This window comes from Gemmatimonas sp. (assembly GCF_044344655.1).
Classification (GTDB): Bacteria; Gemmatimonadota; Gemmatimonadetes; order Gemmatimonadales; family Gemmatimonadaceae; genus Gemmatimonas.
Genome location: NZ_JBIJCN010000002.1, coordinates 74,152 through 99,529, shown reverse-complemented (window position 1 = coordinate 99,529; position 25,378 = coordinate 74,152). Strand labels below are relative to the sequence as shown.

General features: G+C 67.3%; 30 protein-coding genes. 16 read left to right on the top strand and 14 right to left on the bottom strand.

What is annotated here, in order from left to right:
- Positions 1 to 7: 7 nt before the first annotated feature.
- Genes ACIQ51_RS01525 through rsgA form a run of 5 tightly spaced genes read left to right on the top strand, consistent with a single transcriptional unit; the run spans position 8 to position 4,631 of the window.
- Positions 8 to 700, top strand: a complete 693-nt coding sequence (locus ACIQ51_RS01525; RefSeq protein ID WP_396203233.1) for a metal-dependent hydrolase — start codon at positions 8 to 10, stop codon at positions 698 to 700.
- The gene (locus ACIQ51_RS01520) at positions 697 to 2,355 is read left to right on the top strand and encodes a M14 family zinc carboxypeptidase (protein WP_396203232.1); all 1,659 of its coding nucleotides are present in this window, start codon (positions 697 to 699) and stop codon (positions 2,353 to 2,355) included. Before ACIQ51_RS01525 ends, ACIQ51_RS01520 begins: the two co-directional genes overlap by 4 nt.
- Positions 2,356 to 2,364: 9 nt before the next feature.
- Positions 2,365 to 3,294: a proline dehydrogenase family protein gene (locus tag ACIQ51_RS01515; protein WP_396203231.1), complete on the top strand. Its 930-nt coding sequence runs from the start codon at positions 2,365 to 2,367 to the stop codon at positions 3,292 to 3,294.
- Positions 3,284 to 3,667: a hypothetical protein gene (locus ACIQ51_RS01510; protein WP_396203230.1), complete on the top strand. Its 384-nt coding sequence runs from the start codon at positions 3,284 to 3,286 to the stop codon at positions 3,665 to 3,667. Before ACIQ51_RS01515 ends, ACIQ51_RS01510 begins: the two co-directional genes overlap by 11 nt.
- The gene (gene rsgA / locus ACIQ51_RS01505; RefSeq protein ID WP_396203229.1) at positions 3,660 to 4,631 is read left to right on the top strand and encodes a ribosome small subunit-dependent GTPase A; all 972 of its coding nucleotides are present in this window, start codon (positions 3,660 to 3,662) and stop codon (positions 4,629 to 4,631) included. The genes ACIQ51_RS01510 and rsgA overlap by 8 nt, the downstream gene beginning before the upstream one ends.
- 61 nt (positions 4,632 to 4,692) lie before the next feature.
- Here rsgA and ACIQ51_RS01500 read toward each other — a convergent pair whose 3' ends face one another.
- The 10 genes from ACIQ51_RS01500 to ACIQ51_RS01455 all read right to left on the bottom strand — a co-directional run bounded on the left by ACIQ51_RS01500 (position 4,693) and on the right by ACIQ51_RS01455 (position 12,472).
- The gene (locus tag ACIQ51_RS01500) at positions 4,693 to 5,430 is read right to left on the bottom strand and encodes an SDR family NAD(P)-dependent oxidoreductase (protein ID WP_396203228.1); all 738 of its coding nucleotides are present in this window, start codon (positions 5,428 to 5,430) and stop codon (positions 4,693 to 4,695) included.
- Positions 5,431 to 5,476: 46 nt separating this feature from the next.
- Positions 5,477 to 6,112 (bottom strand): pyridoxamine 5'-phosphate oxidase, encoded by a 636-nt coding sequence (pdxH, locus tag ACIQ51_RS01495; protein WP_396203227.1) that lies wholly within the window; start codon positions 6,110 to 6,112, stop codon positions 5,477 to 5,479.
- Between the two features lie 172 nt (positions 6,113 to 6,284).
- The gene (gene bioB / locus ACIQ51_RS01490; RefSeq protein WP_396203226.1) at positions 6,285 to 7,349 is read right to left on the bottom strand and encodes a biotin synthase BioB; all 1,065 of its coding nucleotides are present in this window, start codon (positions 7,347 to 7,349) and stop codon (positions 6,285 to 6,287) included.
- Positions 7,350 to 7,448: 99 nt separating this feature from the next.
- The gene (bioD, locus tag ACIQ51_RS01485) at positions 7,449 to 8,168 is read right to left on the bottom strand and encodes a dethiobiotin synthase (protein ID WP_396203225.1); all 720 of its coding nucleotides are present in this window, start codon (positions 8,166 to 8,168) and stop codon (positions 7,449 to 7,451) included.
- Positions 8,161 to 9,450 (bottom strand): adenosylmethionine--8-amino-7-oxononanoate transaminase, encoded by a 1,290-nt coding sequence (locus ACIQ51_RS01480; protein WP_396203293.1) that lies wholly within the window; start codon positions 9,448 to 9,450, stop codon positions 8,161 to 8,163. Before ACIQ51_RS01480 ends, bioD begins: the two co-directional genes overlap by 8 nt.
- A gap of 23 nt (positions 9,451 to 9,473) precedes the next feature.
- Positions 9,474 to 10,664, bottom strand: a complete 1,191-nt coding sequence (gene bioF, locus ACIQ51_RS01475) for an 8-amino-7-oxononanoate synthase (protein ID WP_396203224.1) — start codon at positions 10,662 to 10,664, stop codon at positions 9,474 to 9,476.
- 7 nt (positions 10,665 to 10,671) lie between these two features.
- Positions 10,672 to 11,052, bottom strand: a complete 381-nt coding sequence (locus ACIQ51_RS01470; RefSeq protein WP_396203223.1) for a hypothetical protein — start codon at positions 11,050 to 11,052, stop codon at positions 10,672 to 10,674.
- A gap of 3 nt (positions 11,053 to 11,055) precedes the next feature.
- Positions 11,056 to 11,469 carry a copper chaperone PCu(A)C gene (locus tag ACIQ51_RS01465; RefSeq protein WP_396203222.1) on the bottom strand — a complete coding sequence of 138 codons (414 nt, stop codon included), beginning with the start codon at positions 11,467 to 11,469 and terminating at the stop codon, positions 11,056 to 11,058.
- A gap of 26 nt (positions 11,470 to 11,495) precedes the next feature.
- Positions 11,496 to 12,113 carry an SCO family protein gene (locus ACIQ51_RS01460; RefSeq protein ID WP_396203221.1) on the bottom strand — a complete coding sequence of 206 codons (618 nt, stop codon included), beginning with the start codon at positions 12,111 to 12,113 and terminating at the stop codon, positions 11,496 to 11,498.
- Positions 12,101 to 12,472, bottom strand: coding sequence for a Fur family transcriptional regulator (locus tag ACIQ51_RS01455; RefSeq protein WP_396203220.1), 372 nt, complete (start codon positions 12,470 to 12,472; stop codon positions 12,101 to 12,103). The genes ACIQ51_RS01460 and ACIQ51_RS01455 overlap by 13 nt, the downstream gene beginning before the upstream one ends.
- A 95-nt stretch (positions 12,473 to 12,567) precedes the next feature.
- On the opposite strand from ACIQ51_RS01455, the gene ACIQ51_RS01450 reads away from it, so the two are divergent.
- Positions 12,568 to 13,245, top strand: coding sequence for a phosphatase PAP2 family protein (locus ACIQ51_RS01450; RefSeq protein WP_396203219.1), 678 nt, complete (start codon positions 12,568 to 12,570; stop codon positions 13,243 to 13,245).
- A 10-nt stretch (positions 13,246 to 13,255) separates the two neighbouring features.
- Here ACIQ51_RS01450 and ACIQ51_RS01445 read toward each other — a convergent pair whose 3' ends face one another.
- The gene (locus tag ACIQ51_RS01445) at positions 13,256 to 13,837 is read right to left on the bottom strand and encodes a hypothetical protein (protein ID WP_396203218.1); all 582 of its coding nucleotides are present in this window, start codon (positions 13,835 to 13,837) and stop codon (positions 13,256 to 13,258) included.
- 51 nt (positions 13,838 to 13,888) lie between these two features.
- On the opposite strand from ACIQ51_RS01445, the gene rpmG reads away from it, so the two are divergent.
- The 6 genes from rpmG (at position 13,889) to ACIQ51_RS01415 (ending at position 19,522) form a co-directional block, all read left to right on the top strand.
- Positions 13,889 to 14,047: a 50S ribosomal protein L33 gene (gene rpmG / locus ACIQ51_RS01440; protein WP_396203217.1), complete on the top strand. Its 159-nt coding sequence runs from the start codon at positions 13,889 to 13,891 to the stop codon at positions 14,045 to 14,047.
- Complete coding sequence (gene zigA / locus ACIQ51_RS01435; RefSeq protein WP_396203216.1) at positions 14,044 to 15,288, top strand: zinc metallochaperone GTPase ZigA; 1,245 nt, start codon at positions 14,044 to 14,046, stop codon at positions 15,286 to 15,288. Before rpmG ends, zigA begins: the two co-directional genes overlap by 4 nt.
- Positions 15,289 to 15,391: 103 nt before the next feature.
- A complete protein-coding gene (locus ACIQ51_RS01430) occupies positions 15,392 to 17,233 on the top strand; it encodes a permease (protein ID WP_396203215.1) in 1,842 nt (613 codons plus the stop codon).
- A complete protein-coding gene (locus ACIQ51_RS01425) occupies positions 17,230 to 18,171 on the top strand; it encodes a CobW family GTP-binding protein (RefSeq protein ID WP_396203214.1) in 942 nt (313 codons plus the stop codon). The genes ACIQ51_RS01430 and ACIQ51_RS01425 overlap by 4 nt, the downstream gene beginning before the upstream one ends.
- 110 nt (positions 18,172 to 18,281) lie before the next feature.
- On the top strand, positions 18,282 to 18,686 hold the full coding sequence (locus ACIQ51_RS01420) for a copper resistance protein CopC (RefSeq protein WP_396203213.1): 405 nt from the start codon (positions 18,282 to 18,284) through the stop codon (positions 18,684 to 18,686).
- A complete protein-coding gene (locus ACIQ51_RS01415) occupies positions 18,686 to 19,522 on the top strand; it encodes a copper resistance D family protein (RefSeq protein ID WP_396203212.1) in 837 nt (278 codons plus the stop codon). The genes ACIQ51_RS01420 and ACIQ51_RS01415 overlap by 1 nt, the downstream gene beginning before the upstream one ends.
- Before the next feature lie 81 nt (positions 19,523 to 19,603).
- Here the strand turns inward: ACIQ51_RS01415 and ACIQ51_RS01410 are convergent, their stop codons facing one another.
- Positions 19,604 to 19,849 (bottom strand): type B 50S ribosomal protein L31, encoded by a 246-nt coding sequence (locus ACIQ51_RS01410; RefSeq protein ID WP_396203211.1) that lies wholly within the window; start codon positions 19,847 to 19,849, stop codon positions 19,604 to 19,606.
- Positions 19,850 to 20,096: 247 nt separating this feature from the next.
- On the opposite strand from ACIQ51_RS01410, the gene ACIQ51_RS01405 reads away from it, so the two are divergent.
- The 3 genes from ACIQ51_RS01405 to ACIQ51_RS01395 all read left to right on the top strand — a co-directional run bounded on the left by ACIQ51_RS01405 (position 20,097) and on the right by ACIQ51_RS01395 (position 22,740).
- Positions 20,097 to 20,498, top strand: coding sequence for a MerC domain-containing protein (locus ACIQ51_RS01405; RefSeq protein ID WP_396203210.1), 402 nt, complete (start codon positions 20,097 to 20,099; stop codon positions 20,496 to 20,498).
- Between the two features lie 130 nt (positions 20,499 to 20,628).
- Entirely contained in the window at positions 20,629 to 21,309 is a 681-nt protein-coding gene (locus ACIQ51_RS01400; protein ID WP_396203209.1) for a hypothetical protein, read from the top strand.
- A 105-nt stretch (positions 21,310 to 21,414) separates the two neighbouring features.
- The gene (locus tag ACIQ51_RS01395) at positions 21,415 to 22,740 is read left to right on the top strand and encodes a M24 family metallopeptidase (RefSeq protein ID WP_396203208.1); all 1,326 of its coding nucleotides are present in this window, start codon (positions 21,415 to 21,417) and stop codon (positions 22,738 to 22,740) included.
- A 94-nt stretch (positions 22,741 to 22,834) separates the two neighbouring features.
- On the opposite strand, the gene ACIQ51_RS01390 is transcribed toward ACIQ51_RS01395, so the two are convergent.
- Entirely contained in the window at positions 22,835 to 23,296 is a 462-nt protein-coding gene (locus tag ACIQ51_RS01390) for an OsmC family protein (RefSeq protein WP_396203207.1), read from the bottom strand.
- Positions 23,297 to 23,306: 10 nt separating this feature from the next.
- Entirely contained in the window at positions 23,307 to 24,212 is a 906-nt protein-coding gene (locus ACIQ51_RS01385; RefSeq protein ID WP_396203206.1) for a sulfurtransferase, read from the bottom strand.
- A gap of 54 nt (positions 24,213 to 24,266) precedes the next feature.
- Here ACIQ51_RS01385 and ACIQ51_RS01380 point away from each other — a divergent pair, with 54 nt between their 5' ends.
- Positions 24,267 to 25,370 carry a hypothetical protein gene (locus tag ACIQ51_RS01380; RefSeq protein WP_396203205.1) on the top strand — a complete coding sequence of 368 codons (1,104 nt, stop codon included), beginning with the start codon at positions 24,267 to 24,269 and terminating at the stop codon, positions 25,368 to 25,370.
- Positions 25,371 to 25,378: the final 8 nt, after the last annotated feature.

Here is a 25,378-nt window from a genome sequence, read left to right as displayed (position 1 = left end):
TTCGCCCATGTCTGACTCGTTGCAGTTCACCTACTACGGGCATTCCTGCTTCGCTGTCGTTGTCGATGGCGTGCGCCTGCTCTTCGATCCGTTCATTACCGGCAATCCGAAGGCGGGCAGCCTCGAGGTGAGCAGCATCGAGGCCGACTACATCCTCATCACGCACGGGCACGCAGATCATCTCGCCGACGCGGTGGCGATTGCCGCGCGCACCGGTGCCATGGTGATCAGCAACTATGAGATCGCCTCGTGGCTGGGCAAGCAGGGGGTGAGCAGGACGCACGGCATGAATTTCGGCGGTTCCTTTGCGCTCCCCTTCGGCCGAACCAAGTATGTGGTGGCGGTGCACAGCAGTACGCTGCCCGACGGCTCACCGGGGGGACATCCGGGAGGGTTCGTGGTAACCAACGGTGCACGCACGTTCTACTACGCGGGGGATACGGCGCTCACCTACGACATGAAGCTCATCGAGGCGGAGTTCTCGGTGGATTTCGCGGTGCTCCCCATCGGTGACACGTTCACCATGGGACCCGCAGACGCCGCGCGTGCGGCCGCCTTCGTGGGCACCAGCAAGGTCATCGGCGTCCACTTCGATACGTTCCCACCCATCGCCATCGATCACGACGCGGCACGTAGCCATTTTCAGCAACGGGGCGTGGAGCTCGTGCTGCCGGTGATCGGGGAGACCTTCGCCCTATGATGCGCTGCGCGCGTCCCATCGCCTCGGTTGCTGCGCTGCTGCTGGCTGCCTGCGGCGGTTCCGTCACGAGCGGTTCGGTGTCACCTGCACCGGCTTCGCTGCCGCGCACGCGTGCCGAACTCACCGCGTACCGCGAAACCTCGTCGTACGCCGACGTCATGGCCTTTGTGGACTCGCTGCGCGCACTCGGCGCACCGATCACCACCGGTGAGCTCGCGAAGTCGCCCATGGGGAAGTCGGTACCGTTGCTCGTCGTGTCGCGCCCGGCGGTGGCGACACCAGCGGCCGCGCGCGCGCTCGGCCGCCCGGTGGTCTACGTGCAGGCCAACATCCATGCCGGGGAGGTGGAGGGCAAGGAGGCCGTCCTTGCGCTGCTCCGCGACTGGTCGTTCGGCCGTCGCGCCACCGTGCTCGACTCGCTGGTGCTGGTGGTGGTGCCGATCTACAACACCGACGGCAATGACAAGCTGGCGGCCCAGGCGCGCAATCGCGGTGCCCAGAACGGCCCCGAGATGATCGGCGAGCGCCCCAATGGGGCAGGGCTCGACCTCAATCGCGATTACATCAAGGCTGAGGCGCCGGAGACCATGGGGACGCTGCGTGCGCTTGCCGCGTGGGAGCCCGATGTGTTCATGGATCTCCATACCACCAACGGCAGTTACCACGGCTACGCCCTCACGTATTCGCCGTCGCTGCATCCGGCGGCCCCGCTCGCGCCGTTCACCGCCGATACGATGCTCCCCGAGATTCGTCGCCGGATGAAGGTGCGCCACGGCGTCGAGGTGTTCCCGTACGGCAACTTTACCGGAGCCAACGGGCGGGAGAGCATCACGGCCGATACCAAGTCGGGGTGGTGGACCTACGAGCACAAGCAGCGCTTCGGCACCAACTACGCCGGATTGCGCGGGGGGATCAGCATTCTCAGCGAAGCGTATTCGCACGATCCCTTCGATCGCCGCGTCGCCAGCACGCGCGCGTTCGTGCAGGAGGTCCTGTCGTACGTGGCCGATCCGCGTTCACAAATCGCGTCACGCGTGAAGCAGGGGGTGGCGGCGTCCACCTTCGGTGCCGGGACCTCGCGCGCCGTCCCCGTGCGTGCCCGCTTCTCCACGCGCCCCGACACGCAGCCCGTGCTGGTCGAACGGCTCGACCGCATCGCCGACAGCACTCGCCTCACGCAGCCCGGGGTGCCGCGCGGCATTCAGCGATCCGGGGTGATCACGGCGCAGCGCATGCCGGTGGTGGATCGCTTCGAGGCGGCCCTCTCGCGCCAGCCCGCACCGAACGGGTATCTCGTCGAAGGGGACTGGCCCAGAGCCAGGCAGTTGCTGGAAGCGCATGGGGTACCGTTCACGGTACTGGCCGCCGCCACCACCGCGCAGGTGGAGGAGTTCGTGGTGGACTCGGTGGTCGCCTCTGGGCGGCTGTTCCAGGGGCATCGGGAGGTGTCGCTGATGGGCCGCTGGCGCCCGGCCACGCGACCGGTGGCCGCCGGCACGCTGGTCGTCCGGCCTGGAACGCGCCGCGATCTGCTGGCCATGCTGCTGCTGGAGCCGGAAAGTGACGATGGGCTGGTGACGTGGAATGTGTTCGATCCGGCCCTCGCCGCCGGAAAAACCGCCCCGGTGGTCCGCTTGACCGCTCCCCTCCGTTAATTTCCTGCCATGCTTCGAACGTCGCTCCTCTATCTCTCGCGCCAGCAAGGCGTCTTCAACTTCGTCAAGAACGTCGGATTCGCGCGCAAGATGGCGTCGCGCTTCGTCGCTGGCGAAACGATCAACACCGCCATCGAGGCGGTCGCCCAACTCAACGACAAGGGCATCTCGGCCTCGCTCGACCTGCTCGGCGAAAGCGTGCACAGTGAGGCGGAAGCGCGGGAGACGGGGCGTCAGTACCTCGAGATCCTCGACCGGATACAAGCGCGCAAGCTCAACGCCAATGTGTCGGTCAAGCTCACGGCCCTCGGCCAGGACATCTCGGATGACCTCGGCGTGGAAGTCGTCCGCGAGGTGATTGCACGAGCGAAGCAGTACGACAGCTTCGTTCGTCTCGACATGGAGTCGAGCGCGTACACGGACCGCACGCTCGATACGTTCGAGCAGAAGCTCTTCCCCGGGCACGAGAACAACGTGGGGGTGGTGCTGCAGAGCGCGCTGCGTCGCACGCTGACCGATGTGGAGCGGTGCAACCGCCTGTCGGCGCGTGTACGCATCTGCAAGGGCGCGTATCTCGAGCCCGCCGATGTGGCGTTCCCCGACAAGGCCGACGTGGACAAGAACTACGTCGCCGCGATGAAGAAGCTCATGACGGAGGGGCGCTACCCGGGCCTCGCGACGCATGATGAGAACATCATCGCCGAGGCCAAGCGTTTTTCGAAGGAGCAGGGGATCTCGCCCGATACGTTCGAGTTCCAGATGCTCTACGGCGTGCGGCGCGATCTCCAGGAGCAGATCGTGAAGGAGGGTTTCCGCATGCGCGTGTACGTGCCCTTCGGCAGCCAGTGGTATCCGTATCTCATGCGCCGCCTCGCCGAACGCCCTGCCAACATTGCCTTCATGGCTGGCAATATCGTGAAGGAGTCGCTTGGCGGCTGAACAGCCGGGCGATCGCCCAGAAGTCCACCACGGCCATCATCATCCGCCTGACCATGCGGCAGGTGATGAGCGCACGCTCGGCGGCTACATGGCGGTGCACAAGCGACCCGCGGCCTTCGAAGGCGTGGACGGGCGTTCGTACTCTGCCGACATCCTCACCGACACGACCGGTGACCGTGCGGCTCACTGGGGTGCCTACCTCTTCTTCGTGAAGTGGGGGCAGGGTGAACCCGAAGTGCAGGGCCATCTCGAAACGGCTTTTCTCGTGACCGGTGCGAGTGAGGCCGTGGTGCGACATCAGCTGGGAGCGATGCCGCTGGCGACGGTGAAAGCCACCCTCGATGGGCTCATTCGGGGCGTGCGCGATGCATGACTCGGATGGCGTGCTGAAGGTGCAGCACGGTCCGGTGCCCCCCGACCTGTCGGTGGACGGGGTGGTGGTGCAGGGTACGGGTGGGGTGTGGGATGTGCGCCTCGAGAGTGGTGCCGTGGCGCAGGCGTCGTTGCGGGGGCGCCTCAAGCAGGACGAGCGCACCGCCATCAAGCTGGCGGTCGGTGATCGCGTGACCATCCAGTGGGATAACCGCGATCCCGGCGCCTGGTTCATCACAACCATCCACGAGCGGCGCAGCAAGCTGGCGCGTCGCGCCCCCGGTGGCGCCCGCGGTGAGCGGGTGGTCGTGGCCAATCTCGATCAGGTCCTGGTGGTGTTTGCGGCGGCGAACCCCGAGCCGCATCCGCGCATGGCCGACCGCTTCCTGGTGATTGCGGAAGCCAACGGCCTCGACGCCCGCATCGTGGTGAACAAGTGTGACCTGGTGTCGGCGGAGCGCTCTCGGGCGCTGTTCGCCGAGCATGCGGCTGCCGGGTATCCCGTGCATTACACGAGCGTGAGGACCGGCGAGGGGCTCGACGAGCTGCGCGCTGAGGTAGGCGGGCGCAGCTCGGCGCTCTCGGGGCCGTCGGGCGTCGGGAAGTCTTCGTTGATGAATACGCTCTTCCCCGGGCTCAATCTCCGGACGGCCGCCATCAGCGAAAGCGTCAACAAGGGGCGGCACACCACGGTCGGGGCGGTCTTGCATCCACTCCCCGGCGGCGGATTCCTTGCGGATACCCCGGGACTTCGGGAAGTGGGCCTGTGGGGCATTGATCCCGCTGATGTGGCGCACTGCTTTCCGGAGTTTCGGCCGTTCCTTGGCGAGTGCCGCTTCGCCGACTGCATTCACACCGTCGAACCCGGGTGCGCCATTCGGGAGGCCGTGACGGCTGGCACCATCATGCAGGGACGCTTCGACAGCTACGTCAAACTCCGTGAGGAGCTGGCAGGCCAGCGATGAGCCGCGACGGCGATGCGCGTGTCGCTGACGCGCGTGTCGCTGACGCGCGTGTCGCCGGTGCTCATTTGCTTCTGACCGTCCCCAGTCCGCCATCCACCCCATAGACCTGCCCCGTCACCCACGCCGCGTCAGTGCCAAGCAGGAACGCCATCACGCCAGCGACATCGTTGGGGGTGCCTACGCGGCCGAGGGCGTGCATGGACTGCGAGGCCTGGAGTGCCGCGGGCGAGGCGGTGATGCGCGACGTGAGTGGTGTGTCCACCAGCCCCGGCGCCACGGCGTTTACGCGGAGGCCGCGCGAGGCGTAGGTCGCAGCGGCCGACAACACCAGACCCTGCACGCCGCCCTTGGCCGCGGCGATCGCCTCGTGGTTCGCCAGGCCGATGCGGGCGGCGGCGGTGGTGCACAGCGCCACGCTCCCGCCGGTGGGCATTACACGCGCGGCGGCACGCACCGCGCCGAACGCACTGGTGAGGTTCTGCGCGATCGTCTGCTGGAACTCCTCGAACTTCGTGAGGTGTGCCGGCTTGAGGAGCAGCGAGCCCACGCAGTTGGCGATGCCGCCAAGGCCACCGTGTGCCGCCACGGCGGCATCGGTTGCGCGATCAATCTCGCCCCAGTCCGTGGCATCGGCGGTGAGCCACTGGGCGCCCAGTTCGGCGCCAAGTGCGGCCAGGGGTTCCTCGCGGCGCGCGCAGAGAAACACCGGGGTGCCGGCGGCGGTGAGCCGGCGTGCGAGGGCCGCACCGATGCCACCGGTGGCGCCAAAAATGAGAACCGCGTGCGATGTCTGGGACATGCACGCGGAACTCATTATCCCGCGAGGGGGTTCCCTCGCGTGCCGATCACGGTGAGAGACGCCGCTTCACCCACTGCCCCGCTTCCCTCCGGAACTGGATACGGTCATGCAGCCGGCTGGCGCGTCCCTGCCAGAACTCGATCTCGTCGGGCACCACACGGAAACCGCCCCAGTGGGCAGGGAGCGGCACTGGGCCACCCGCAAAGCGCTGTGCATTCTCGGCCAGCTGGGCCTCGAGCACCTCACGCGACGACAGCACGCTGCTCTGCGAGGAGGTCCACGCCCCGATCCGGCTGGGGAGCGGGCGCGACTGGAAGTATTCGTCCGACTCGGTGCGGCTGACTCGCTGCACGGCACCATTGATACGGACCTGACGTTCGAGCTCCGCCCAGAAGAAGCACAGCGAGGCACACGGATTGTCCGCGAGCTCCGAGCCCTTGCGGCTACGATAGTCGGTGTAGAACACGAAACCGCGGGCGTCCACGCCCTTCAGCAGCACAATGCGCGCCGACGGATAGGCATCGGGCGTGGCGGTGGCGAGGCACATGGCGTTGGGTTCGACCACCTCCGCCTTCACGGCCTCGTTGAACCACGCGGTGAACTGCACGATCGGATCGTCCGCCACGTCGGCTTCGGACAGCGCGTGGAGACGGTAATCCTTTCGGATGTCGGCGATGGACATGGGAAACAGGAGGCAGGAAACAGGAGACCGGGAGCGGATGGCTGCTCCGCCAGATTGAACGTATACGCCATCCCCTACGATCCACGAGCAACATAATGCGCACCGTTGCCCTCGAACTCTACGCCGATCGAGGCGCTCGAGCGGGTGGCCACGGAGGAGGGGTGGCCCGCCCTTACACCTCGATCAACGGCAACGGCGCCCGCGGATAGCTCTCTGGTACGCCTTCGAACGGGTCCCCAGTGAACGGCTCACCGTCGGGCGTTTCCAGCACGAACCCCGCATCTTCGATCATCCGCAGATCGTCGCGCGCCGTCTGCCCCTGCGTGGTGAGATAGTCGCCCACGAAGATCGAGTTGGCGGGATAGAGCCCCATGACCTGCATGCTGCGCAGGTGCACTTCACGCCCACCGCTGATGCGGATCTCCTGCGTGGGGAGCAGCAGCCGGTAGAGCGTGAGAATCCGGAGGCAACGGCGCGGATCAAGCTGATTATGGCCGGCAAACTCGGTGCCCGGCACCGGGATGAGGAAGTTCACCGGTACGCTCTTCACGTCGAGCTCACGCAGCGATAACGCCAAGTCGATCACGTCGTCGTCGCTCTCGCCCATGCCGAGAATGCCGCCGCTGCACGTCTTCATGCCGGCCGCCTTCACCGCTTCGACCGTATTCACGCGATCTTCGAACGTGTGCGTGCTGACGATCTCCGGCGTGTAATTGGCCGACGTATTGAGATTGTGGTTGACCGTCTCCACGCCGGCCTCCTTGAGGCGCAGCACCTGCTCCTCGTTGAGCAGGCCGAGACAGGCGCAGATCTTGAGATCATGCTTGGCGCGCACCGCCTTCACCGCATCAAGGACCTTGCCGAACACGGTTTCCCCCGGGCTGCGGCCGGAGATCACCATGCACAGCGTGCCCGCCTTCAGCTGCGCCGCACGGTCGGCCGCCTCCATGATCCGCTCCTGCGCCATCATCGGATACTTCTCGATCTCGGCGGCGGAAATCTTGGACTGCGAGCAGTAGCCGCAATCCTCCGGGCAGAGCCCACTTTGCGCATTCAGCAGGAAGTGCAGCCGTACGCGGTTCCCCCACGCCGCGCGACGCACGCGGTACGCAGCGGCCAGCTGATCGAGCAGCTGGTCATCGGGAGCCGTCAGCACGGCATGCGCTTCGTCGCGGGAAAGCACCTCGCCGGCGAGGGACTTGTCGGCGAGAGACTGCCAGTTGCTCTGCATCGTCATGGTACGGAATGCCTAGGGTACGGAATAGCCAACGTGACAAATAAGGCAGCGTGACGCGTCGAAGGGAACGCCATGGCACGCGGCCGATGTGAACGACCGTTACAGCAATGCGTCCATGCCACTCGCTGCTGCTGCCGCCGCCAGCGCGTCGGGGTCGTCCGCCCGCTCCACCCACGGAAAGCGATACAGGGCCTGCCCGGGCAACAGCTGTTGCAACACGTCGAAATTGGTCGCCTCGGCCACGCTCGGCTCACGGTCACTGATCGTCGACAGCACCACGCCTCTGACGGTGAGTCCCGCCTGCTCGGCCACCTGCACCGTGAGCAGCACGTGATTGAGCACGCCCAGCCGGTTGCCCGCCACGATGAGCAACTCGCACGACCAGCGGGAAAAGAACGTGGCATACGACACGTCCCTCGTGATGGGGACGAGCAGCCCGCCCGCGCCTTCGACCAGCAGCAGATCGTGCCCGGATTCCAGCTGCGTGCGCGTCTGCTCGAGCCTGGAAAACGAGAGCTCGATGCCGGCGCGCTGCGCGGCCACCATGGGGGCCAGCGGTTCCACCAGCACGTAGGGACGAACGAGCGACAGATCGTGCACGTTGCCGCACGCGGCCCGCAGGCGCTCGGCATCCGAGGCCAGACCGCGGTCGGACACCGGGCGCTCCTCGATGCCGCTCTCCAGCGGCTTCATCGCCGCCACGCGGCGTCCCAGCTGCCGCGCCCGCGCCGCGAGGGCGCACGTGACGACGGTCTTGCCAATCCCCGTGTCGGTGCCGGTCACCCCGAGGCGACGAATCGAGGCGGTGGTGTCAGTCATCCACGGGCCCTCCACTGGTGATGGGAGCCACGCGCGCGCCGTCAAGGAAGCGGTGCACGACGTCGTACACGAGACCGAGCTCCTCGTTGGTGGTGCAGTACGGCGGCAGACAGTAGGCCACGTTGCCGAGTGGGCGGAGCAGGACCCCCTCGTGCAACGCGTAGGCGGCGAGTTCACGCCCGATGTCACTGAGATAGCCGGCCGGCGCATCAAGTTCGATCGCCGCGACGGTGCCGATGTGCCGCACCTGCTTCACGCCGCGTGTACCGTGCAACGCGGCCAGCTGCGTGGCATGAAACGTGGCGATACGTTCGCGTGCCGCGTCACAACTCGCATCGAACAGCTGCAACGAGGCAAGTGCGGCCGCGCAGGCAATGGGATTGGCGGTGTAGGAATGCCCGTGAAAGAACGTCTTGCGCCGATCATCGCTGCGGAAGGCGTCGAAGATTGCCTCGGTCGCCACCGTGGCGCCGAGCGGCAGCACGCCGCCGGTGATGCCCTTGGAGAGGCAGATGAGGTCCGGTTGCACACCGGCCAGCTCACAGGCAAACATGGGACCGGTGCGCCCGAACCCGGTCATCACTTCGTCGGCGATGAGGTGCACACCAGCCGCGGCGGTCCGCTCGCGCATACCGCGCAGCACCTCGGCGCTCCACACTCGCATGCCGCTGGCACCCAACACCAGCGGCTCCACGATCACCGCCGCCAACTCGTGACCACGCGTGTTGAGCAACCGGTCCAGCGCCGCGAGCGTATCGCCTTCCGACGGATCGGGGAGCCGCGCCACCTCGAAGAGCAGCGGCTCGTACATGTGCGTGAACACGCCGCGCGCGCCAGCGGCCATCGCGCCGAAGGTGTCGCCGTGATAGGCGTTCTCGAGGGCCGCGACGAGCCGCCGTGGCTCACCGCGATTGGAGAACGACTGCAGCGACAGCTTGATCGCCACTTCGACGGCGGTGGAGCCGTCGTCGGAGTAGAACACCCGCGAGAGGCCCGTGGGGAGGCGTGACACCAGCTCGGCAGCAAGACGTGCCGCCGGCTCATGCGTGAAGCCTGCGAAGATCACCTGGTCGAGCGTGCGCGCCTGCTCGGCGATCGCCTCGGTGATGGCGGGATGCGCATGGCCATGCGTGGTTACCCACCACGAGGCAATGGCATCGAGGATACCACGCCCATCGGTGTCGTAGAGCCAGCTGCCGCGCGCCCGTGCGATCGGCACGGGCTGCGGGGCCCGATGATGCTGCGTGTAGGGATGCCACACAAAGCGCGCATCATCCCGCAGAATGGAGTCACTCATGTCGAACGTCAGGAGCCATGAAGTCTTTCGATCAGGGTGGTCGCGAGGGCGTCCACGAGCTCCAGAGGATGGACCGCCGACATCGACAATCGTAGTCGCGAGGTACCCGCGGGTACGGTCGGCGGGCGCACACCGCCGACGAGAAACCCGCGGTGGTGCAGGTCGGTTACCATCGCCATCGTGCGGGCCGGATCGCCCACCACGAGGGGAACGATATGGCCATCGTCATCGCCGGTCGGCGTGAAGCCCGCCTCGCGCAAGCGTGTCCGCACGTGCCGCGCCCGTTCTCGCACGGCCTCGCGGCGCCACCCTTCCGACTGGGCGATGCGCAGCGCTTCGAGCGTTGCGGCGGCCATCGCCGGCGGCGACCCGGTGGTGAAAATGAACGACCGGGCGCGGGTCACGAGAAACTCCACGAGCTCCCGCGATCCGCCCACATAGGCCCCCGCGGTGCCCAGTGCTTTGCCGAGGGTGCCCACCACCACGTCGATCTGTCCGCTCACGCCGAAGTGCTCGAGGCTTCCGGCACCGGTCGCACCAAGGACCCCCGTGCCGTGCGCATCGTCCACGTAGGTCCAGGCCTGATGACGGCGGGCGATCGGCACGAGCTGATCGAGCGGACAGCAATCGCCGTCCATCGAAAACACCCCCTCGACCACGATGAGGGCGCGACGGTACTGATGCCGCTCGCGCTCCAGCATCTGCTCAAGGGCCGCGAGATCGTTATGCGGGAACACCCGCACGGTCGCGTGCGAGAGCCGGCAGCCGTCGATCAGCGATGCGTGATTGAGTGCGTCGGAGTAGATCACGTCGCCGCGATCGGCCAGCGCCGGGATCGCGCCCACGTTGACCATGTAGCCCGACGGGAAGAGCAGCGTACGGTCGCACCCCTTCAGCCGCGCGAGTGCGTACTCGAGGCTCTCGTGGAGTGGATGATTACCGGAGATGAGACGTGCCGCCGCTGCGCCGGTACCCTCGGTCTGCAATACCGCCCGCGCGGCGTCCGCCACGCGGGGATCAGCGGCGAGGCCGAGATAGTCGTTTGACGCGAAGTCGGCCACGCGTTCGTCGTTCAGTCGCACCGTGCCCGCGCGCCGTTGATGCACCTGACGTAACGAGCGCTTGAGGCCAGCCATGTCGAGTGCCCGCAGCTCCTCGTCGAGCGCGGCATTCATCGTGGAGGGAGGCAGTGGACTCACCCCCGGCTCAGCGAACCACGAAGGTGAGCTGCTTGTTGCTGGGGTGCGCCGAGCAGGCGCCGCCGAAGGTACCGGGCGGCACGGTGTAATCCGTTTGCTGTCCCGGCGCGATGGTGAACATCGCGAGGCGGTGCTGCAGGGTGTCTTCGTTGACCACGCGGATCTTCCGCTTCGCGCCGCTGCCGCCCACGAAGACGGTGTCGGGCAACGGGCGGTCCCGGCCGAACGCATCCGTCACGACGGCCACGCCGCCGCGCCGCACACGAATCAGCGTGTCGGGGCGCGGCCACGTGAACCAGACAGCGGCGGCGGTGGCCAGCAGCAGCGCAACGATCGCGAGCGGGCGTGGCCGCAACGTGGCCGGAGGAGACAGCGACGCGTCGGCCATCGTTCAGTTGGGGCGCACGGGAATGCGCAGCGCCAGCGAGTCACAAGTGGAGAAGCGCAGCGTGACCGGCACGCTGTCCCCCTCGCGCAGCGCTCGCGTGAGCCCGATCAGCATCATGTGCACCCCGCCCGGCTTCATCACCAGCGAGTCGCGCGGGGCGATCGGCACTGACGTGCGGGCCATCATGTGTGCCATGCCGTCGTGATTCATCGTTTCGTGAACTTCCACCGCGGTGGCCCAAGGGCTCGTGGCGCCGGTGAGTGCCACCGCCATCGAGTCGGCGTTCACGACGGTCAGGTAGGCGCCGCCGGTGGCCGCTGAGTCCGCGGGGCGGGCGAACGACGTCGTGACGAGTCGTCCCGTCTGCGGTGGCTCGGACGTCGCACACGCGGCGAGCAGCCCCGTGATGACTGCCACGGTGGTGACCCTCGCGGGGCGCGCCGTCACAGTAACCGATCCAGGTCGGCGGCGAGGGCCTCCCATCGCGTGCCGAACGGGTAGAGCGCCACGAGCCGGCCCGCATCGTCCATGAGGAACGCCTGCGACGAGTGACTGACCAGATAGCCGCTGGCTGCGCTCCCCTCCTCCTTCGCAGCGGCCACGCCGAACGCTTCCATGATGCGCGCGGTCACGGGGGCATCGCCCGACACCCCCACGAAGGTGCGGTCGTACTGCTGCGCGTATCGCTGCGCGACCACCGGCGTGTCACGGTCGGGATCGACCGTCACGAAGACGAAGCGCACGGAATCGGCGCGGGGGCCGAGCTTCTGTCGTACACGCTTCCAATCCGCCAGCGTGGTCGGACAGACATCCGGGCAATGCGTATAGCCGAAGAACAGCACGAGCGGTCGGCCGGCCCGCGGGGCCGTGGAGAACTCCGACCCATCGGCAAGACGAAATGCGAATGCGGGCATGGGACGCGGCGGGTCCACGGCCACCCCGTCGAATCGGGGGGCGCGATCACAGGCGGCGCTCGCCAGCGCGCCCGTCACCAGCCCTGCCATGATCAGCGATCGTGCCCGCGTCAGCGCCGCGCGGACACCAGCTGCTACGCGGCGCATTTGCTGCACAGCCCGTACAGCACCACCTCGTGCGACTCCAGTCGGAAGCCGGCGGGTGCGAGATCGCGCAGGTCACCCGGGCAGCCGTGGATCTCGAACACGCGACTGCACGCGCGGCAGCGGAAATGGTGGTGATGTGCCGATCCGGAGCGCTCGTACCGCGGCGCCTCCCCGGGCAACTCGACCGGCACGAGCCACCCGGTCTCCACGAGGGAGTTGATGGTGCGATACACCGTGGCAATGCCGAGCTTGGCCACGTGACTCCGGCCGTACTCGAGCACTTCGGTGGGGCCAAGCGGGCGCGGGACTTCTTCGAACACCTGACGAATGGCGTCGCGCTGACGGGTATTGCGTTCCATGCCTCAAATATGTCACGGTACGGTCGGTCGGTGCAGACCGTCTGGTGCGGCACGCGGGGTGGCAGTCTCCCGGATGCCCTGATTGATTTGCCGGCATGGCCCTCCGTACCGCCGAATCCGCCACCGAACGTGTTGCGGCCCCCGCATCGCCCCCATCGCCCACGACGATCCCCTGGGCACGGTGGCTGGTGGTGAGCGTAGTCGCGATCGGTGCGGCGCACCTGCTCGATGAGCTGGCGTGGCGTCTCGTGCGTGTGCCGTCGGTGTACGAAAAGGACTGGGGCCGCCTGCTGCGCTCCATGGGCTTTCTTCCCACCTGGCTGGCGCTGGCGTTGGCGTACTGGCTCCACCAGCGGGACGAGCCGATGCGTCGGGCCGGGACGATGCTGCTGGTGTGGGGGCCGGCCCTCGGTGGCGCGGCCGCCGAGCTGCTCAAGTTGACGTTCCGGCGCCTCCGCCCCGATGCCGAGCAGTTCGGCTACGCGTTCCGGGCGTTCAGCGACGGGCCGCTCTCCAACCGGGGCATGGGGCTTCCGAGCTCGCATGCGCTGGTCGCCTTCGCCGCGGCGTTTGCGCTGGCCCGCCTGTTCCCGCGGGCCCGCTGGGTGTTCTACCTGCTGGCCGCCGGGTGCGGCCTGACCCGCGTCATGGCCACCGCGCACTACTTGAGTGACGTCGTTACCGCCGCCTGTGTGGGGTGGGTGGTGGTGGCGCTGCTTCACCGACGGCTTGCGGCCGCGGGAGAGCAGCCAGCTCCGCGGAGTGCGCGGTAGGGCCAAACCGTCAGGAGCACGTTGGCTGTTCGGCGCGTGCCTGCCGAAGCGGCTGCCAGAGAGGGGCCAGATCGGTCGCGACCCAGAACCGCCGCCGCTTGTGGCGCGGGAGCGTCGTGAGCACGCGAGCGCGGTGCGACGGCCCGAGGGCAATGCGGGCCCACTGCTCGTAATCGCCGAGGACCGACGCGACGAGCGAACGGGCGGCATTCACCTCATCCCGCTCCCTCTCGGTGACCGGCGATCGCATGCGAGGCAGTTCGCTCGGTTTGTGGAGCGGGAGCGGCAACGGGGCCGCCAGCAGCCGGGGGGATGCGGCATGTCGCTGCATCAGCACACCATGGCGGCCAGTGCCTGAAGCGGCAGTGCCGGGCCCCACGAACACTCCGAAGCCCCAGCATACCAGATCCCGCCCCGCAGCCGCGCCGGCGAGGCGATAACAGGTCGTCCCGCCCGCGTCGCTCCGGATACGCTCGAAGCCATAGCGCACCAACGCATTGCCATCGGCGTGCCGGATGTCATGCCCGATGAACCACAGCTGCTGATCGAGCAGTGTGGCCAGACGGACGGCGGGGAGGGGTTGCGTTGACATTTATTGATAGTACGTTCGCATTACCATAAGTCAACGCCAACCGGGGATCCCATGCCCAAGAGCGGCCGCGTGAACGTGAAGCTGCGCTCCACCGAGAGCCATCACCTGTATGTCACCACCAAGAACCCGCGCACCACACCGCAGCGGCTGGAGCAGCGCAAGTACGATCCGTTCGTGAAGAAGCACGTGCTCTACCGGGAGTCCAAGTGACCGCGCCCGCCGTGCCGGCGAGCGACCGCCGGTTGCCGGTCACGGTCCTCTCGGGGTTCCTGGGCGCCGGCAAGACCACGCTGCTCAATCACGTGCTCGCCAATCGCGATGGACTGCGCGTGGCCGTGATCGTGAACGACATGAGCGAGGTGAACATCGACGCGCAGCTCGTGCGCGGCGGCGACGCGGCGCTCTCGCGCACGCAGGAAACGCTGGTGGAAATGACCAACGGGTGCATCTGCTGCACGCTGCGCGACGACCTGCTGCAGGAGGTCGCGCGCCTCGCCGCCGAAGGGCGCTTCGACTACCTGCTCATCGAAAGCACCGGGATTGGTGAACCGTTGCCGGTCGCTGCCACCTTCACGTTCGAAACCGACGAGGGGGTATCGCTCGCGCAGGTGGCTCGGCTCGACACGATGGTCACCGTCGTCGACGCGTACCGCTTTCTCGCCGACCTCGGTTCGCTCGACGATCTCAATGCACGGCAGCTCGCGCTCGGCGACGACGACGAACGCACCATCCCCGATCTGCTCATCGATCAGGTGGAATTCGCCGACGTGATCATCATCAACAAGTCGGATCTGCTCACCCCCGAGGCGCTTGGTGAGCTCAAGGCGCTGCTTCACCACCTCAATCCCGATGCGGAGCAGCTCGTGACCGTGCGCGGAGTCGTGGAGCCCTCGCGGATTCTCGACACGGGTCGCTTCGACTTCGAGAAGGCCGAGGCGGCACCGGGGTGGCAGAAGGAGCTCAACGGCGAGCATGTGCCGGAGACGGAAGAGTACGGTGTGAGCAGCTTCGTGTACCGCGCACGCCGCCCGTTTCACCCGGAGCGACTCTGGCGCGCAGTCGACGCGGGGCTTCCGGGGGTGCTCCGCGCCAAGGGGTTCTTCTGGGTGGCCACGCGTCCGGACATGGTCGGCATCTGGTCGCAGGCGGGGCAGCTATTGGAAGTGAATCCCGGTGGGTACTGGTACGCGGCCTCCGATCCGGAGACCTGGGACATCGATGACGAGCAGCGCGAGGCGATCGAGGCGCTCTGGCACCCTGATGTGGGCGACCGCCGTCAGGAGATCGCGATCATCGGGCAGGGGCTCCGGCAGGAGGCCCTGACTTCCATGCTGGACGCCTGTCTCGTGACCCTCGAGGAGATGCACGCCGGCCCGGCGCTCTGGCAGACGTTCGGCGACCCGTTTCCGGAGTGGGCGGAAGTGGAGTTCGAGGAAGGGAGCGACGCCTGAAGGCTGTCCCGTACGGCCGCGGCGGCAGCAGGCTGTGGCGTGGACGGGTGGCACTGCGGGAGCGGCTCCGTGATCTTTCGATGATGCCGCTCCCCGCTGTCCCATGAACCATCTGCTGCTCGTCGCGAGCCTGCTGCTGCTCGGATCGGGGCCGCTCATCGCCCGCTGGTCGCGCGCGCGCCCGGCGATGCTCACGTTCATCGACGGGTTCGTGCTGGTGAGCGTCGGCGGGCTTGTGCTGCTGGACGTGGTGCCGCACGCGCTCGAGCGCGCCGATCTGCTGGCGCTGGGCTTCATGGTCGCCGGCTTCATGCTCCCCTCCATGGCCGAGCGGCTGCTGCACTACGGGGTGCGCCAGACACACTTCGTGGTCATGGTGCTGGCGATGCTGGGCGTGGCAGCGCATGCCTTGCTCGACGGCAGTGCGCTGGCGCAGGCGTCGGTGACGAACGGCCGTCTGCTTGGCGTGGGCGTGGTGTTGCATCAGCTGCCCGTGAGCCTGATGGTGTGGTGGGTGCTCAGCGATCGCGATCGTCGGGTGCCGTGGGGCGTCCTGGCACTGATGGCCCTGACGACGCTGGTGGGCTACGTGAGCGAACCCACGGTCTTCGCGGCGTTGCCCACACGCGCGGCCGCCCTGTTCGAGGCGCTCGTGGGGGGCTCGTTGCTGCATGTGATCGCGCATCCCGCGCACGACCACGACCCGGCGCACGAGCACGAACCCGGGCATCCGCACATCGCCGGGCACGCGCACGATCACGCGCACGATCACGCGCACGATCACGACCATGCGCACCCTCAGCCGAGCACGGGGGCAGCATCGTTGCAACCCTGGAGCAACGGGGCGGGCGCGCTGCTTGGCGCCGCCCTGCTGGCGGTGCTGCACCTGAGCCGGCGCCATGCTGCTGGCGCGTTGCCGTTGCAGACCACCTGGGACACCTTCTGGTCGTTGTGTCTCGACAGCGCCCCGGCGGTGCTGTTGGCCTACGTGGCGGCGGGGGTGGCGTACGCGTGGCTGCCTACCGGCTCACTGGCGTGGATGAGTCGTGGATCCCGCTTGCGGCAGGGGCTCGCCGGCGTTGCGGTGGGGTTGCCGCTCCCCATCTGCTCCTGCGGCGTGGTGCCGCTCTATCAGCAGCTGGTGCAGCAGGGCGCGTCGACGACGGCCGCGGTCGCGTTTCTGATTGCCACACCGGAGCTGGGGATCGATGCGATCCTATTGTCGATACCGCTCCTGGGAACCGAGTTCGCCGCGGTCCGCGTGACCGCGGCCGCCCTCGCCGCGCTGGCCGTGGCCTTCGTGATGGGCGGGCTCGTCAAGCCGGTGCGCCGTGGACTGCCGCTGTTCGGCGATACGCCAGCCCCACCGCGCACCACACCGGAGCGTCTCCGAAAGGCGGCGCAGTCGGGGCTCGGCGAGATGGTGGATCACACGGCCCCGTGGATTCTCGTGGGGCTGATCGTGGCGGCGATCGCGTCGCCGGTGCTGCAGGGCTCGTGGATCACGGCGCTGCCGTCAGGCGTCGACGTGCTGGTCTTCGCCGCCGTCGGCTTGCCGCTCTACATCTGCGCGTCGGCCTCCACGCCGCTGGTGGCGGTGCTGGTGGCGGCCGGTGTCTCGCCGGGAGCCGGATTGGCGCTGCTGCTCACCGGTCCCGCCACCAACGTGGCCACGATCGGGATTCTCACGCGCATGCATGGCAAGCGGTTCGCCTGGCTGTTCAGCGTGTCCATGATCGCTGCCGCCGTGATCCTCGGGCTCACCGTGAATCTGCTCTGGCCCGGGTTACCGGCGACGCAGCCCGCGCTGGCACGGGAAGAGCAGGGGAGCTGGTGGCAGGTCGTCAGTGTAATCGTGGTGACGCTCCTGTATGCCGCATCGGTGCTGCGCCTCGGTGTGCGCGGCTTCCTGTCGGAGCTGCAGCTGTCGTCGGCCACGTCATGATCCCGCTCGTGCTCATGGCGGGGTTCCTCGGCAGCGGCAAGACGCGGCTGCTGACGGAGCTCATTCCGCAGCTCACTGCCCGTGGCACGCGCGTGCGCATCATCCTCAACGACTTCCAGAACGCGCGCATCGACGCGGCGCGACTGGGGGCGCTCGATGCCCTGGTCACTCCGCTCAACGGCGAGTGCGTGTGTTGCGGCTCGCTGCGCGAACTGCTGCAGACGCTCTACGAGGTGCCGCCCGATCCCGGCAGCGTGATGCTGATCGAAGCCAACGGCGCCACCGAAACGGACGAATTGCTGGGGCACCTCACCACCGATCCACGCCTCGCGCACTTCACGCTGCCGCTGCAGCTCACGGTGGTCGACGCCGCGCGGTGGCAGAAGCGATGGTGGCACAACGGGCTCGAACGCGCGCAGGTGAGTACCGCCACGCAGCTGCATCTCAACTGGACGCACAAGCTCGAGGCGGCCCGCCTGCGCACCGTGGAGTCGGCGCTGCGCGACGTGAACGCGCGCGCGGCACACGTGACGGTCGAGCACTATGCGGCGTACCTGCACGACCTCGCGATGGCCGTGCGTGAGGATAGCGCCCGCGGTGGCCGGTCCGGTGTCGTGTGGGCCACCCGTACCGGCGAAAAGCGTGAACACCGGCACCCGTTCGGCAGCGTGTCGCTGCCGCTGCCGGCCGTCGTGGATCGGGCCGCGTTCGAACGCTTCGTGGAGGCGTTGCCGGAGGCGGTGGTGCGCGCCAAGGGGCTCGTGCGTTTTGCCGACGAACCCGGCCCCATGTACGTGTGGCACCGTGTGCCGGGGAAGCAGGGGGTGAGCCTCGACCGGTCGTGGCCGCATGCCGACGCCTTACCCACGGCGCTGTTCATCGGGGTGGAGATGCCGGTGTCGCAGCTGCGTGAGCAGATCGCGCAGCTGACCGGCTGATCGCAGCTATCGGGCGACGCTGACCTCCGGGACCGCCGTCATTAGCTTTGGTTTACTAGTCTGAACCGTTCGCCCCTCCCGTTTCGACGTTTCGCTTACGTGAGCTGCTCATGACACGCCTCGTTCGCCCAATCATGGCCGCCGTGGCCATCGCCGTCACCGTTGCAACCGCGCCCTCTCGGTCGCCTGCGCTGTCGGTGGTTCGCCTGCCGCACCTCAAGCTCAAGCGGTCATTCCCGGCGAAGGACACGGTGTTGACTACGTCGCCCGACGCGATCCGACTGTGGCTGACCGAGAAGGCCGACCTTCCGGCCACCCGCATCACCCTGGCGACCGCGAGCGGTGCGGCGGTGACGGTGGACAAGCCCACGCGTGCTGCCGGTGCCGATGCCCCCATCGAGGCGAAGGTGACGCAGCCGCTGGCCGCCGGCCGCTACCTGGTCACGTGGAAGACGATGTCGAAGGACGGACACGTGGTGAACGGCACGTTCGGCTTCGAGGTCAAGGGCAAGTAATGGCATCGGTCGCGCGTCTGCTGTTGTACGTGGGCGCGCTGATCGCGATCGGGCGTGGGCTTCTGACACTCACCGGAAGCGACTGGCGTGCCGGTGAGCAGTCGGTGCACAGTGCGGCGGTGCCGCAGTGGTTGGCGCGAGGCGCGGCGCTGCTGCTTGTGCTGGCCCCGCTGCTCATGGTGCAGCTGCAGCTCGGCGCCCTCGACATGACGCGCGCCGACCTGCCTACCCTGCTCGGCGAAACAGGATGGGGGCAGGGCTGGTCGCAACTCATGACCGCCTGCGTGCTCGCGTCGATCGCGCTGGTGTTGCCGGTGGGCGGCAGCACGTCGCTGATGCTCGTCTTCGGGACGCTTGCGGTAGCCTTCGCCATGAGCGGCCTCGGACATGCCGCGGCCGACGAGCAGTGGCCCCTTGGCGCGCGTGTGCTCGACGCGACGCATATCCTGACGACCGGCGCGTGGATCGGTGGGCTGCTGATGACGTGGAGCGTAACGCGCGTTCGCGGCTTCGCCACGGCCAACGAGGCCTGGCGCCGCTTCAGTCGTGTGGCCACGGTCATGGCGCCGCTGTCGATCGCGACGGGTGTGCTGGGCGCGGCGCGCGTGCTGCGCCATGCCTCGCTGGGGGCGGCGGTATCGAGCGACTACGGCCAGTTGCTGCTGCTCAAGACCGCGCTGGTGGTGACCGTCCTCGCGATCGGGGCCCGTCAGCGCACGCGGATCGCGCGGGGCGATCTGCCGGCGGTGCGCAGCGTGCAGGTGGAGCTGGGCATGGCGCTGAGCGTGCTGCTGGTGACGGCGCTGTTCACCGGCATGGAGCCGCCCGGGGAGTAGGGTGCGAGCAAACGGATCAAGGGGTCAGCGTCGTCGATCGTAATCGACGATGCTGACCCCTCGATCGTACAGCGCCGGCGCTTAGCGGCCGTAGCGCTTCTTGAACTTGTCGACGCGACCCTGCGTGTCGATGAGGCGCTGCGTGCCCGTGTAGAACGGGTGCGAGTCGCTCGTGATTTCGAGCAGGACCAGCGGGTACTCGTTGCCGTCGTCCAGCTTGATCTTCTGCTCGCTCGTCATCGTGGAACGCGTGAGCACCAGCGCGCCAGTCGACGCGTCCTTGAAGACCACCGGGTGGTACGGCGGATGAATGCCTTCCTTAGCCATCTGCGTAGCTCCAGCATGCGCCACCATTGCCGGCGGTGTGCGCGTTCTTGAATGGAATTACCCGATACGGCGCATGGGGCGCGGCGCGGGTCGCCCGACTGCGGCGAATGGGTGCATCGGGCCGCCAAGGCGGTGAGTCCGGTACCCAGCCTCAAAAGCTGGCAGCGTGGGGCCCGCTGTTCAAGGCGTCCCCTGCCATTTTGGTCAGGGACTTGAAGTGTTATGATAAATCAATATCATAAAGTACATGTGCAGCCCCGCCATTCCGGAAGCGCGCAGCGCCGTTGGCTCGTCCCCCTGGCTCGACCGGCTGGGGATGGCCACGAGCACGATCTGCGCGATTCACTGCGCCGTGACCGCCCTGTTCATGGGCGCATTGTCGGCAGTTGGGGCCGCCGGGGTCGGCGCCGCGTGGGTGGAAGGGGCGTTTCTGGCGGCCGCCGTGCTGCTGGGGGTCTTGAGCCTTGGCCATGCGCTCCTCCGCCATCGGTCCTACGCGCCGATGGCGTGGTTTTTCGCGGGGATGCTGCTGTTGCTGCTGGTGCGCCCGCTGGCGTCCTCCCCGCTGGGTGAAGTGCTGGCCGTAAGCGCGGGGGCCACCATGGTCGTGCGCGCCCACTGGCGGAACGCCCGGCTGCTGGCGGCTTGACCCGCGTCGCCAGGCGCGATTGTGTCGAAAGGTGACGGGCACCGTTGCCGAAACCACGTAGGATCCTGAGCGTACGTGGTACGTGTGCACGATGCGCGCACCGTCGAATCACCCGTCGCTTCCGAGCCGCATGCAACCCACGCCGTCACCGCCGCCCGCTGTGGGGCCGGACCAGATCCCGATCACCATCGCGACCCCCGACGGCGCCCGTCCGCAGGCGATCTACGAGGCGTTGCGCAATCAGCGCTCCGAGCTGCGCGATCAGCTGGAGCGGGTGCAGGACCAGCGCAACGACATCGCCGGATCGCTCAAGGCGGAGGACATCACGGCACCCGACCGAGAAGGGTTGGCTACGCGTCTCAAGGAGACCGACGCGCGCATCCTGTCGCTGGAGCAGCAGATCGCTCAGGCTGACCTGGCGGTGTCGAAGGCTGCCGCCGTGCCTGGCGCCGTTGTTCCCGAGCCGCCACCGCCGCCGCGCACCGGGCCGCCCGAGGAAGTGATCGCGATTCCGATCGTCTTCACCATCTTCGTCCTCTGTCCCATTGCCATCGCGTATGCGCGGCGGCTCTGGAAGCGCGGCGCGGCGGTCATTGCGCCGGTGCCGAAGGAGGTGACTGAGCGGCTGGATCAGATGGGGCAGGCGGTCGAGAGCATGGCGATCGAGATCGAGCGCATTGGCGAAGGGCAGCGCTTCCTCACTCGGGTCATGAGCGACCCCAATGGTCGCCAGCTCGGTGCGGGGGTGGCACAACCCATTCCTGTACCGCACGCCGAACGGGCTACCGAACGGATGGAGTACCGCCCGTAAGGCACCAAGCAACAGCTGAGGGTCCGGCAGCGGTAATCCGGGCGCCGCAACCGCTCGCGCCGTGAAGGCACGCACCGCATCTTCGGGGGTCCTCAACCCCTCGGTATGCGCCACTCTCTCCTGTTGGCATCCCTCCTCGCGGCGTCGGCGGTCGTGCCCGTGCGTGCCCGCGCCCAGGCTCCGGCCGAACCTGCCAAGGTCCGCTGGGAACGTCTCTGTCAGATCCGTCGCGACAAGTTCGACAAGATCCTCCCCGCTGCCCTGCGCGACAACGGCGTGGACATGTGGATCACGATGCAGAAGGAAAACCAGTTCGATCCCATGTACGAAGACTTCGGTCGCGGCTACGTGGGGAGCGTGGGCTACTACATCTTCACCGACCGTGGCGGTGACCGCATCGAACGCGTGGCCATCGGGGCCAGCGGCGGTATGCTCGAAGGGTGCAAGGTGTACGATCGCGTCCTCGCGCTGGCCAACCTCAAGGCGTTCATCGCCGAGCGCAATCCCAAGCGCATCGCGATCAACATGTCCGAAGAGGTGGGCGCGGCCGACGGGCTCTCCAAGACGAGTTACGACCGGCTCGTGAAGGAGATCGGCCCGGAATGGGCGGCGAAGCTGGTGAGCAGCGAAAAGGTGGTGAGCGATTTCCGCAGCGGCTTCCCCATCTCGCAGGTGGTGGCGCTTGGTGAAGCGGGCGAACTCTCACGGCGTATCGCCGAGCGCGCGCTCAGCAACGAAGTCATCACGCCAGGGGTGACCACGCTCGAAGATGTGGCGTGGTGGATGATGGATCAGTTGCAGCAGCGCGCGCTGGGCTCGAGCTTCGACATGCCGAGTGTGTACATCACCGGCCCCAAGGGGATCGAAGCCACCAGCAACGGGCGCATCATCCAGCGCGGTGACCTGGTAATCATCGACTGGGGCGTGGGTTATCTCAACACGTGGACCGATGTGAAGCGCATGGCCTATGTGCTCAAGCCGGGCGAAACGGCAGCGCCCAAGGGCATTCAGACGGCGTTCGACAATGCCCTCAAGGTGCGCGAGATCATCCACCGCACCATCAAGCCCGGCCCGACCGCCGGTGCGATGGTGGAGCAGCTCAAGGCGGAGATCACCAAGGGCGGCTTCCGCATGCAGGGCGCCTTCAACGAGGTGGGGACCGACAGCGCCATCGAGGTGAACATCGGCTGCCACAGCGTGGGTGATCGCGGACACGGCAGCGGCCCCAGCATCGCGTGGTTCAACCCGCGCCAGATGACGTTCAACATCAAGCCGTTCAATCCCTTCAGCATCGAACTCTTCGCGTGGACCCCCAACCCGGAGTGGGGCGGCGCGAAGGTGCGCATTCCGCTGGAAGACGATGCGATGGTGACGGAACGGGGCGTGGAGTGGCTGTACCCGGTGAACCAGCGGATCTGGCTCATCAAGTGACCGATGGGTGATCCCGGACGGTGAGATGCCGCGTTGCGTGGGGCTGAGCGCTGAGACGATTCAGATCTCAGCGCGAGGCCTCAGCGCTGAGTCCTCAACTCTCATTGAGTTTGAGCGTCCAGGTGATGGGCATGTTCGGATCCAGCGAGTCCCGTACCGAGCAGTATTTCGTGACGGCGAGTTCGATCGCGCGCTCGGCGTGCTGGCGCTCCACGTCCGCGCCAATGATGCGATACACGAGGTGGATCTGCGTCACGCGTCCCGGCACGCCGCTGAAGCGTTCCCCTTCCACATCAATCGACAGGGCCTGCACCGGGGTGCGGCGCTTGGCGAGGATGTCCACCACGTCCACGCCGGTGCAGCCGGCGAGGGCGCAGAGCAGGGCGTCGACCGGCGAGGGGCCGGTCTGTCCGCTCGCATCCATGCGGATGGCGGGGCCGCCGCTCTTGCGCTGGCCATCGAATCGGTGATCACCGGCCCACGTGACCGTGACGGTGCTGGGCGGCTTGCCCACGACGGGGGTGGCGGTCGTGTCCTTCAGTGATTCGCTGCTCATGCTGCGTTCCTCATGGCTGTTCTCCCTTGCGGATCGGTGCCCGTACCACATTGCCCCACTCCGTCCACGATCCGTCGTAGTTGCGCACGTTCGCGAAGCCGAGGAGATAGGTGAGGACGAACCAGGTGTGGCTCGACCGCTCACCAATGCGGCAGTAGGTCACCACTGAGTCGGTGGGGGCCAAGCCCAGCTCGCCCTCGTACAACGCGCGGAGCGCGGCGGCGCCCTTGAACGTACCATCGCCTTCCGCCGCGCGCGCCCACGGCATACTGCGGGCGCCCGGAATGTGTCCGCCACGCAGGGTGCCCTCCTGCGGGTAATCGGGCATGTGCAGCGTCTCCCCCGTGTACTCCTGCGGAGAGCGCACGTCCACTAGCGGCCGCGCGGCCAGCATGTGGGCGGTGGTGTCCTCGAGGAAGGCGCGGATGCTGAGATCGTCACGCGCGCGAGCTACATAGGTGGACGCCGCATAGCGCGGCCGCTCCGTGGTGGTCTCGCGATCCTCTGCGATCCACTTCGCGCGGCCACCATCGAGCACGACCATGTTGTCGAAGCCGTACAGGCGGAACACCCAGAAGGCATAGGTGGCCCACCAGTTGTTCTTGTCACCGTAGAACACCACGGTGGTGCTGTCATCGATCCCGAGGCGCCGCAGCAGCGCTTCGAACCCTGCGCGCTCGATGTAGTCGCGCTCGACCTGATCGTTGAGGTCTACGTGCCAGTCGAGCTTTTGTGCGCCGGGGATATGCTCCACGTCGTACAGCAGCACATCCTCGTTGCATTCGAGGAGGCGGAGCGCGGGATTGGCACGATGCGCATCGAGCCACGCGGTGCTCACGAGGCGCTCGGGGTGGGCATACCCCTTAGCGACAATGGTCGAGTCCGGCAGCCCAGGCAGACGATTCACAGAAGACATAGATCAACGCTAAGGCCGGCAGCCCGGAATGCAAACGGGGGATAGCTTCCATGCATGGAACTCGTCGTCACTGGCTCCGCCATGGCGTACCGTCTCTTCGACGTGGGCTACGCCATCAACCTCGATCAGGCGCTCGACCTGCTGGCCACCAGCGGTCCGGAACGGGTGCGTCCGGTGCGTGGTGAGGCGCAGGCCCTGCAGATCAAGAACCCGCCCATTACGGTGATCCTCGGGAGCGAGTCGCTGGTGGTATCAGACGTGTCGCACGAGGTGGAAGTCTCCGCGCGCATCTTCGACTTCGGGGTGGTGTCGTTGCGTGTGCGCGTGCCGGCACCGGTCTCCTGTTCTTGGCAAGACTTTACCGACTTCGGCCGCCGCCTCGAACATCATCCGGGGATTGTCGCCATCGTGGAGCATCACCTGCGCCTCCTCACCGAGCGGCTCGCGCCGGCGGTGGAGCGAACCGTGATTGCCGACGTACACGAGGATTACATGGTCTTTCGTGTCTGGCGTGTCATGGGTGACGACGGTGCTCCCTTGGGTGCTGAGGCACTCGCCGCGCTCGACGTGGTGCCATTGCTCCTTAACGAGTCGCGCCCCCTCAGTGCCGACGCGCGCCGTGAGCTCTTGCCGCACCGCTTCAGCTACTACGGCGACGATCTCGCGATCCTCACTTGGGAGAACGCGCTGATCGTGGAGCCCGGTCAGCAGGATACCGATCTGCAATACATCCTCGAGTTCGCCAATGCGCAGCTCCTCGAGTTGCGCCACTTCGACGCGCTGCTGGATGCGGAGCTGCCGCGGCTCTACGACGATATCGAGGCGGCGCGCCGACGGCATGCGGTGTTCCCGGGGCGACGTTTTGCCGCCTTGCTTTCACGGCTGCAGGCGCAGGTGGCCGATTCCACCGAACTGGTTGAGCGCGTGGAGAATGCGCTCAAAGTGACCGACGACGTGTATCTGGCCCGCGTGTACTCGGCGGCGCTGGAACTCTTCCGCGGACGTGCGTGGCGGGCGGGGATCGACCGGAAGCTGGCCATTCTCCGGGACACCTACGCCATGCTGAACGGCGAGGCGCAGGCCGCGCGCAATGAGACGCTGGAAATCGCCATCGTGGCCTTGATCGTGGTGGAGCTGGTGGTCGGGCTGGTCAAGTAACGATCCCG